The sequence below is a fragment of the Burkholderia sp. Ac-20379 genome (assembly GCF_017104645.1).
In the GTDB taxonomy this organism is placed as follows: Bacteria; Pseudomonadota; Gammaproteobacteria; order Burkholderiales; family Burkholderiaceae; genus Burkholderia.
The window spans coordinates 1-8,058 of the sequence record NZ_JAAGPF010000330.1 but is presented as its reverse complement, the minus strand read 5'-3'; the positions used below and the strand labels follow the sequence as shown (position 1 = coordinate 8,058).

Genomic DNA, 8,058 nt, shown 5'->3' with positions numbered 1-8,058 from the left:
GCACCACCCGCGCGCAAAGCCTCGATGTGTTGTCGTCGCAGGCCAATATCGCGGGCTACAAGGCCGTGCTGCTGGCCGCCTCGCTCTATCCGCGCTTCCTGCCGATGCTGATGACGGCCGCCGGCACCGTGAAGGCGGCCCGCGCGCTGGTGCTCGGCGCGGGCGTGGCCGGCCTGCAGGCGATCGCCACGGCCAAGCGGCTCGGCGCGGTGATCGAGGCGTCCGACGTGCGGCCGGCCGTCAAGGAGCAGATCGAATCGCTCGGCGCGAAGTTCGTCGACGTGCCGTTCGAAACCGACGAGGAGCGCGAGGCCGCGCAGGGCACCGGCGGCTACGCGCGGCCGATGCCGCCGTCGTGGCTCGCGCGGCAGGCCGCGCTGGTGCACGAGCGCGCGAAGCAGGCCGACATCGTGATCGCCACCGCGCTGATCCCGGGCCGGGCCGCGCCCACGCTGATCCAGGCCGAGACGGTCGCCGCCATGAAGCCCGGCGCGGTGCTGATCGATCTGGCCGCCGGCCGCGGCGCGCCGGGCCCGGACGGGCGGCGCGGCGGCAATTGCCCGCTGACCGTGGCCGACCAGGTGGTGAACGTGCACGGCGTGACGATCGCCGGCCACACCAACCTCGCCGCGCAGGTGCCGGCCGACGCCTCGGCGCTCTACGCGCGCAATCTCGCCGACTTCCTGAAGCTGATCGTCACGAAGGAAGGCGCATTGAACATCGACATGAACGACGACATCGTCGCCGCGACGCTGCTGTGCCGCGACGGCGAGGTGGTCCGCAAATAAGGGGCGGCCGCGATGGAAGTGATCAATCACACGGTGATCAACGTGATCATCTTCGTGCTGGCGGTGTACGTCGGCTATCACGTGGTCTGGAACGTCACGCCGGCGCTGCACACGCCGCTGATGGCCGTCACCAACGCGATTTCGGCGATCGTGATCGTCGGCGCGATGCTGGCCGCCGCGCTGACGGTGGGCACGACGGGCAAGGTGTTCGGCACGATCGCGGTGGCGCTGGCCGCCGTCAACGTGTTCGGCGGCTTCCTCGTCACCCGGCGAATGCTGGAGATGTTCCGCAAGAAAGCGCCGAAGGACGGCGCCCGCGGCAAGGCGGAGGGCGCGCAATGAGCCTGAACGTCGTCACGCTGCTGTATCTGGTCGCCTCGGTGTGCTTCATCCAGGCGCTCAAGGGGCTGTCGCACCCGCGCACCGCGCGGCGCGGCAACCTGTTCGGGATGGTGGGGATGGCGATCGCGATCCTGACCACGCTCGCGCTGATCGTGCGGCAGGCGGCCTGGCTTGGCGCGAACCTGCCGCTCGGGCTGGCGCTGGTGCTCGGCGCGCTGGTGGTGGGCGGCGCGGTGGGCGCCTACGTGGCCGCGCGCGTCGAGATGACCAAGATGCCCGAGCTGGTCGCCGCGATGCACTCGCTGATCGGCCTGGCCGCGGTGTGCATCGCCTACGCCGTGGTGGCCGAGCCGGAAGCGTTCGGCCTCGTGCCGCAGGATGCCGCCGCCGCCAACTTCATCCCGTTCGGCAACCGCATCGAGCTGTTCATCGGCACGTTCGTGGGCGCGATCACGTTCTCGGGCTCGGTGATCGCGTTCGGCAAGCTGTCGGGGAAATACAAGTTCCGGCTGTTCCAGGGCGCGCCGGTGGTGTACGCGGGCCAGCACCTGATCAACCTGATGCTGGCGCTCGGCATGCTCGGTTTCGGCATTCTGTTCTTCCTGACGCAGGCATGGCTGCCGTTCATCGTGATGACGGCGATCGCGTTCGCGCTCGGCGTGCTGATCATTATCCCGATCGGCGGCGCGGACATGCCGGTGGTGGTGTCGATGCTGAACTCGTACTCGGGCTGGGCGGCGGCCGGCATCGGCTTCTCGCTGAACAATCCGATGCTGATCATCGCGGGCTCGCTGGTGGGTTCGTCGGGCGCGATCCTGTCGTACATCATGTGCCACGCGATGAACCGCTCGTTCTTCAACGTGATCCTCGGCGGCTTCGGCGGCGAGGCCGGCGCGGGCGACGCGGCCGGCGCGAAGGAGCAGCGGCCGGTGAAATCGGGTTCGGCCGACGACGCCGCGTTCATGCTCGCCAACGCCGAAACGGTGGTGATCGTGCCGGGCTACGGGCTGGCCGTGGCGCGCGCGCAGCACGCGCTCAAGGAGCTGACCGACACGCTGATCGGGAAGGGCATCGACGTGCGCTACGCGATCCATCCGGTGGCCGGGCGCATGCCGGGGCACATGAACGTGCTGCTGGCCGAGGCCGAGGTGCCGTACGACCTGGTGTTCGAGATGGAGGACATCAACAACGCGTTCGGCCAGACCGACGTGGTGCTGGTGCTCGGCGCGAACGACGTGGTGAACCCGGCCGCGAAGAACGATCCGACATCGCCGATCGCGGGCATGCCGATCCTGGAGGCGTACAAGGCGCGCACCGTGATCGTCAACAAGCGCTCGATGGCGTCCGGCTACGCGGGGCTCGACAACGAGCTGTTCTACATGGACAAGACGATGATGGTGTTCGGCGACGCGAAGAAGGTCGTCGAGGACATGGTCAAGTCGGTCGAGTAGCCGAGGGGGCGACAGCGGCCGGCGCGGCGTTCAGCCCGCCGGCCAGTCCTTGCCGCATTCGCGTTCGAGCGTGCGCAGGAAATCGGCGAGCCGGCGTCCGTCGATGTCGGGATGCACCTCGCACGCGGTCGCGCCGCGCATCCGGGCCACGTCGAAATTGCGGAAATCGCCGCGCAGCTCGCACCACGCGGATACCGTCCATTGCCCGCCCCAATAGGCCAGGCCGAGCGGCCAGATGCGGCGCTCGCTGGCCGCATCCTTCTTGTCCCGATAGCGGAAATGCACGACGCGCCGTTCTTCCAGCGCGCGGTGCAGCACGTCCATGGTTTCCGCATAGGCGGCGTCGACGCGCTGCGACGGCGCGAACACCGGCAGGCGGTCGAGCACGATGCGCTTGTCGGCCGGCATCGCCGAGGCGATCTTGGCCAGCGCCGAGCGCGCGCCGCCGGCGAAGCGCGTGCCGCCCCACGATTCGAGCATCCGCGCGCCGGCCGCGAGCGCGGACAGCTCGTCGGCCGTGAACGTCAGCGGCGGCAGGCTGGCCGCGCGATTGAGCCGGTAGCCGATGCCGGCCTCGCCCTCGATCGGCACGCCCGACAACTGCAGATCGCGGATGTCGCGATAGACGGTGCGCGGCGAGATCGCGAGCCATTCGGCCAGTTGCTGCGCGGTCGTCAGGCGGCGGCCGCGCAGCAATTCGGCGATCTGGAACAGGCGGTCGGCGCGGCGGGTCATGGGGCGGACGCAGCGAAAGCGTGGGCGGTGCCGCGATGATAGCGCCGCGCCGGCGGCGCGACGCCGTTCATCGTGAGGCTTGCGCCGGGCAGCGACATGTTCAGCGCGCGCTCGCGTGCAGGCCGACGCGGTTGCCTTCGGTGTCGAACACATAGGCGATGTAGCCGATGCCGCGCGGCAGTTCGTGCACCGGGCCGTCGACGGCGCCGCCCGCGCGCCTGGCGCGCTCGATCGCGCCCGTCACCGATTCGCCGGCGCCGAGATACACGACCGGGCCGGCCTTGGCGGGCTTGCTGCCGTGCGGATCCTGCACCAGCGCGCCGCTGGTCGCGTCTGCGCCGTCGAACACGGACATCGGCGAGCCGCCGAAATTCTCGCGGCGCAGGCGGGTGTCGAGCATGGCTTCGTAGAAGCGCGTGGCGCGGTCGAGATCGACGGTCGGGATCTCGAACCACGTGATCGGGCGGTGCGTGAGCGGGGCTGCGGCGGTGGTGGAAGCGGGGGTAGCGGCGGCGGTCGTCATGGTGCGTCTCCGGAGAGGAAGTGGCGGGAAGGCGCGCATCGCGTCGGATGCGTGAGACGCAGTGTGGCGGGGGGCTGCTGACAACGTGCTGTCAGCAGCCGGCAGCAGCGCGCGAAGACGATGCGGTACCGGCCCGGAAACGCGACAGGGCCGGAAAATCCGGCCCTGTCGGGTGACGCTGGCGATGCGCGGCGGCTTATTCGTCCGCGCCCGGCTCGCCGGCCTGACGGCGCACGCTGCCCGCCATCATGTCGAAGCGGAACAGCCGGCATTCGAGCGCGCCGTTGAACAGCGGCGTCTTGGCCGATTCGCGCAGGCGCAGGAGGCCCGGCAGCGAGCGGTCGGAGGTCAGCAGGAACGCCTGCCAGCCCGTGAAACGCTGCTTGAGCGCGGTGCCGAGCGCGATGAAGAACTCGTTGTCGGGCGGCGCGTCGGTGTGGGTGCGGCGGAACGCGTCGTCGGCGCCGCGGTTGCGGCCTGTTTCGCGCACTTCGCCGCGCGCGTTGCGCCCGCGCACCTCGATCCGCTCGCCGTACGGCGGGTTCGCGATGATCAGGCCCGGCGCGTCGCACGGCGGCGCCATGAAGCGCGCATCGACCTGCTTGAGCGAGACGCCCGGCGCGCCGGCGCGTTCGATGTTGGCGCGCGCCTTGTCGAGCATGTCGCCCGAGATGTCGCTGCCGTACACCTGCAGCCCGTCGCGGCGGCCGCGCGCGGCGCGCTTGGCGTCCATCGCGGCGACCTTCAGCGTTTGCCAGGCGGTGATGTCGTATTGCTTGAGCTTCTCGAAGCCGAAGCGGCGTTCGACGCCCGGCGCGACGTCGAGCGCGATCTGCGCGGCTTCGGCGATGAACGTGCCGCTGCCGCACATCGGGTCGTACAGCGGCACGTCGGGCGTCCAGTTGGCCAGGCGCAGGATGCCGGCCGCGAGGTTCTCGCGCAGCGGCGCCGCGCCCTTGTCGAGCCGCCAGCCGCGCTTGAACAGCGGCTCGCCCGAGGTGTCGAGATACAGCGTGCAGTGCGTGGCGGTCAGGAACGCGAACACGCGCACGTCGGGCAGCGCGGTGTCGATGCTCGGCCGCGAGCCGGTTTTGTCGCGCAGGCGGTCGCAGATCGCGTCCTTGACGCGCAGCGTCGCGAATTCGAGGCTCTTGAGCGGCGATTTGATCGCGGTGATGTCGACGCGCAGCGTCTGGGTGGGCGCGAACCAGCGCTCCCAGGCCTGTTCGAGCGCGAGCGCGTAGACATCCTGCTCGCTGCGGTACGGGCGATCGGCGATCTTCAGCAGCACGCGGCTGGCGATCCGCGAATAGAGGTTCGCCGCCATTGCGGCCATCCAGCCGCCGCGGAAGTGGACACCGCCCGGCACCTGGGCGCCGGCCTCGAACGGCGCGCCGCCGGTGCGGCGGGCGCCGATCTCGGCCAGCTCGGCCGCCAGCGCGGCCTCGAGCCCGCGCGGGCAGGGAGCGAAGAAATCGAAGTCAGAAGAGGACATAAGGCGGGGCGGTGCGTGCGAAAGCCGTCATTGTACGCGGCCCGGGGGCCGGCGCCGGGGCGGATTGGCATGGCGGCGGGCGGCGCTGATCCGGGCTGCCGGGGCGGCCGCTGTTCGAGCGGGCGGTTTTGCGGCTGCGGCGCGCGTTTCGGGGGGGATCCGGCACATCCCGAAGCCGCTGCGGCCCGCTGCGCGCGTTGCCGCGCCTCAGTGCGGTCGCGATCCCGACGCGCCGCCGTCCTGCCCGCGCGCGGCCTGCGGCCAGATCAGGCTGGTGGGGTTCGCGCGCACGGCGCGCCAGATCGCGGCGATCAGCGCGCGCACCTTGGTGGGCCGCAGCGCGCGCGAGCGCACCGCCATCGTGAACGCCAGCGCGAAGCTGACGGCCACGTTGAGCACCGCCATCGACAGCACGCCGGCCATCGCCCACCACAGCTCGCCCGAGCCGAGCACGCGCTCGCCGAGCACGCCCACCGCCACGCCGATCGAGCCGGCCGACAGCGTGACGTGGCGCACCTCGAAGCCGAACGCGAACGCGCTGACGATTGCCGGCACCAGCCCGAGCATCATGCCGAGGCCGACGTTGCCGATCACGCCGGCCACGTTGCCGCGGCAGAAGCGCGCCAGCCGCGCCGCGCCGGCCACGCCGAGCGTCAGGCGCAGGCGGCGGTGCCAGGCGATCGCGTCGCCCACGCGATGCAGCACGAACCAGTTGTCGGCCCAGCCTGCCACCAGGCTCGACGCCCACAGCAGCACGCCGGTCAGCGCCGCGTAGAACGGCGTCGGCCCGAGCAGCGAGAACGAGCGCAGCGTGGCGTGCGCCTTCTCGACGGAGATCACGTCGGCGTGCAGCCACGCGTGCGCGCCGAGCTGCACGGCCAGGCAAACGGGCAGCACCGCCAGCACGTTGCCCGAGATCGCGGCCGCCTGCGTGCGGATCAGCGCCACCACCGACGCCACGAACCGCCGCACGCCTTCCTCGTGGCCGATGTCGTCGAGCTCGCGCGCGAGCGTCGGCGCGGTCATCGCGGGCTGCTTGGTGGCCAGCGTGAAGTGCAGGAAGTGCATCAGCGTGAAGCTGGCCGCGTAGTTGATGCCGGCCAGCACGCCCTCGATCATCGATTGCAGGTGCGCGCCGGTGATCCAGAACTTCACGCACACGGTGGCCACCGTCACCAGCCCGCCGCCGGCCGCCATCCGCATCATCTTCAGATAATCGGCGCGGCCGCGCGTGATGTAGTGCTCGCCGGTGTCGGCGTTGGTTTCCACGAGCTTGCGCGCGAACAGCGAGAAATTGCTGCGCACCAGGTGCGAGACGCTCTGGCTGTTCTGGTTCGCGTCGATCAGTTCGGCGGTCAGGCGGGCGAGGCCGCGCGGGTCGTTGCGCGCCATCCACGCGTCGAGCAGCGCCTCGGCGCGCTGGATCCGCATGCGCATGCGTTCGACCTGGAACACGATGTCGACCGACACGCCGTTGCGGTACAGATGCGCGGACACGTCGTCGGCCGACTGGCGGCATTCGTCGAGCAGCACGCGCAGGTAGTTGACCTCGTGCAGCAGCTTGGCCGGCTCGGCTTGGCCGGCGTCGTCCTGCGCGGCTTCCACGGCCAGCATCGCGCGCGTGAGCCGGTAGAACGGCTGCGCCTCGGCGGGCTTGCGCGCGTCGTCGTCGGACAGCCGGCTGCGCACGGTTTGCGACAGCCCGGTCGAGCTGATCTGCAGCGTCAGGTTGTGCAGCGCGGCCAGCAGGTCGCGCGAGAACGAGCCGGGCTGGTGGCGCTCGGTGTCGGAGATGTCGTAGGCGAACAGCGCCTGCAGGCGCGCGAGCAGATCGGCCGGCAGCGCTTCGATCCAGGCGGCGTCGCCGGGCGCGGGGAACATCAGCGTGAACAGCGCGGCCAGCTCGCGGCGGTTCGGCGCGGGCGGGATCAGCGAGGCGTCGATGCGCTCGAACAGCGCGCCGAAGAAGCCCGAATGCACGGGCATGCCCGCGTCGCAGAGCAGCGAGATGCCGTCGCTTTCGCGCAGCAGCGCGCGCAGCATGCGGGCGACGTTGGTCTTCCAGGCCGGGTTGCGGTCGAGCACGTGCAGCACGTAGCGCAGCCGCGCGTGCGAGGCGAAGCGGCGCGGTGCGTCGTCGTCGCTGGCGTCGGTTGCGGCGGGGCGGGCCGGCGCGTCGGCCTCGGCCGGTTGCACGTTGCCTTCGCGGCGCAGCCAGTGCGCGAGTTCGATCAGCCATTCGCTGCGCTCGGCGTAGGGCGCATCGGCGTCGGCGGTGGCGAGCAGCGCGTCGAGCTGGTGGCTGGCGCTGCGCGAGGCGCGCCATTTCTTCAGGAGCGTGGCAAGGGAACGGAACATGGCAGCGGACGGTCAGGCGCCGCGGGTGGCGGCGTGGGTCGGTCGAACGGGAGGGCTGCACGCGCCGCGCCGGATGGGCGGCGGCGGTGGCTTCCGGTGTGTGGTGCGGCAGGCGGCGCGTCAGGAGGAGCTTGCCGCGCGCGGCCCGGGTGCGTCAATCGGTCAGAAAAGCGGGCGGTGGCCGATGCATCGGCCGATTATCGGGCCGGCGGATGGGCGGGAGATGACAAGGATTGTCAAATCGAGGGCGGTAGCACGGGGCAGCGCGGGAGGACGACGGCGCACGGAGCCGAGCGGCTCCGTGCGCCGCGTCCGCCGGGAATCCGTTCGGACGCGGCGCTCAGTCCGCCGTCTCCGCCGGGCACA

At 71.1% G+C, this 8,058-nt stretch carries 7 protein-coding genes; 3 read left to right on the top strand and 4 right to left on the bottom strand.

The features are described 5' to 3' along the window. The 3 genes from G3N92_RS27835 to G3N92_RS27825 form a co-directional block, all read left to right on the top strand. Positions 1 to 788 (top strand): NAD(P)(+) transhydrogenase (Re/Si-specific) subunit alpha (locus G3N92_RS27835; protein ID WP_206130799.1); only part of this gene is annotated, 788 nt, incomplete at its 5' end. A gap of 12 nt (positions 789 to 800) precedes the next feature. Further along, complete coding sequence (locus tag G3N92_RS27830; protein WP_206130798.1) at positions 801 to 1,130, top strand: NAD(P) transhydrogenase subunit alpha; 330 nt, start codon at positions 801 to 803, stop codon at positions 1,128 to 1,130. Next, the gene (locus tag G3N92_RS27825) at positions 1,127 to 2,581 is read left to right on the top strand and encodes an NAD(P)(+) transhydrogenase (Re/Si-specific) subunit beta (RefSeq protein WP_206130797.1); all 1,455 of its coding nucleotides are present in this window, start codon (positions 1,127 to 1,129) and stop codon (positions 2,579 to 2,581) included. Before G3N92_RS27830 ends, G3N92_RS27825 begins: the two co-directional genes overlap by 4 nt. Before the next feature lie 30 nt (positions 2,582 to 2,611). On the opposite strand, the gene G3N92_RS27820 is transcribed toward G3N92_RS27825, so the two are convergent. The 4 genes from G3N92_RS27820 to G3N92_RS27805 all read right to left on the bottom strand — a co-directional run bounded on the left by G3N92_RS27820 (position 2,612) and on the right by G3N92_RS27805 (position 7,692). Beyond that, a complete protein-coding gene (locus G3N92_RS27820) occupies positions 2,612 to 3,316 on the bottom strand; it encodes a YafY family protein (protein WP_206130796.1) in 705 nt (234 codons plus the stop codon). A 100-nt stretch (positions 3,317 to 3,416) separates the two neighbouring features. Then, positions 3,417 to 3,839 carry a VOC family protein gene (locus G3N92_RS27815; protein WP_206130795.1) on the bottom strand — a complete coding sequence of 141 codons (423 nt, stop codon included), beginning with the start codon at positions 3,837 to 3,839 and terminating at the stop codon, positions 3,417 to 3,419. Between the two features lie 196 nt (positions 3,840 to 4,035). Continuing rightward, complete coding sequence (locus tag G3N92_RS27810) at positions 4,036 to 5,334, bottom strand: class I SAM-dependent RNA methyltransferase (protein WP_206130794.1); 1,299 nt, start codon at positions 5,332 to 5,334, stop codon at positions 4,036 to 4,038. 207 nt (positions 5,335 to 5,541) lie between these two features. Beyond that, positions 5,542 to 7,692, bottom strand: a complete 2,151-nt coding sequence (locus G3N92_RS27805) for a site-specific recombinase (protein ID WP_206130793.1) — start codon at positions 7,690 to 7,692, stop codon at positions 5,542 to 5,544. Between the last annotated feature and the right edge of the window lie 366 nt (positions 7,693 to 8,058).

Coding starts and splice junctions, on each gene's coding strand:
- G3N92_RS27825 (WP_206130797.1), top strand. CDS start 1,127: ATGAGCCTGAACGTCGTCACGCTGCTGTATCTGGTCGCCTCGGTGTGC.
- G3N92_RS27815 (WP_206130795.1), bottom strand. CDS start 3,839: ATGACGACCGCCGCCGCTACCCCCGCTTCCACCACCGCCGCAGCCCCG.
- G3N92_RS27830 (WP_206130798.1), top strand. CDS start 801: ATGGAAGTGATCAATCACACGGTGATCAACGTGATCATCTTCGTGCTG.
- G3N92_RS27805 (WP_206130793.1), bottom strand. CDS start 7,692: ATGTTCCGTTCCCTTGCCACGCTCCTGAAGAAATGGCGCGCCTCGCGC.
- G3N92_RS27810 (WP_206130794.1), bottom strand. CDS start 5,334: ATGTCCTCTTCTGACTTCGATTTCTTCGCTCCCTGCCCGCGCGGGCTC.
- G3N92_RS27820 (WP_206130796.1), bottom strand. CDS start 3,316: ATGACCCGCCGCGCCGACCGCCTGTTCCAGATCGCCGAATTGCTGCGC.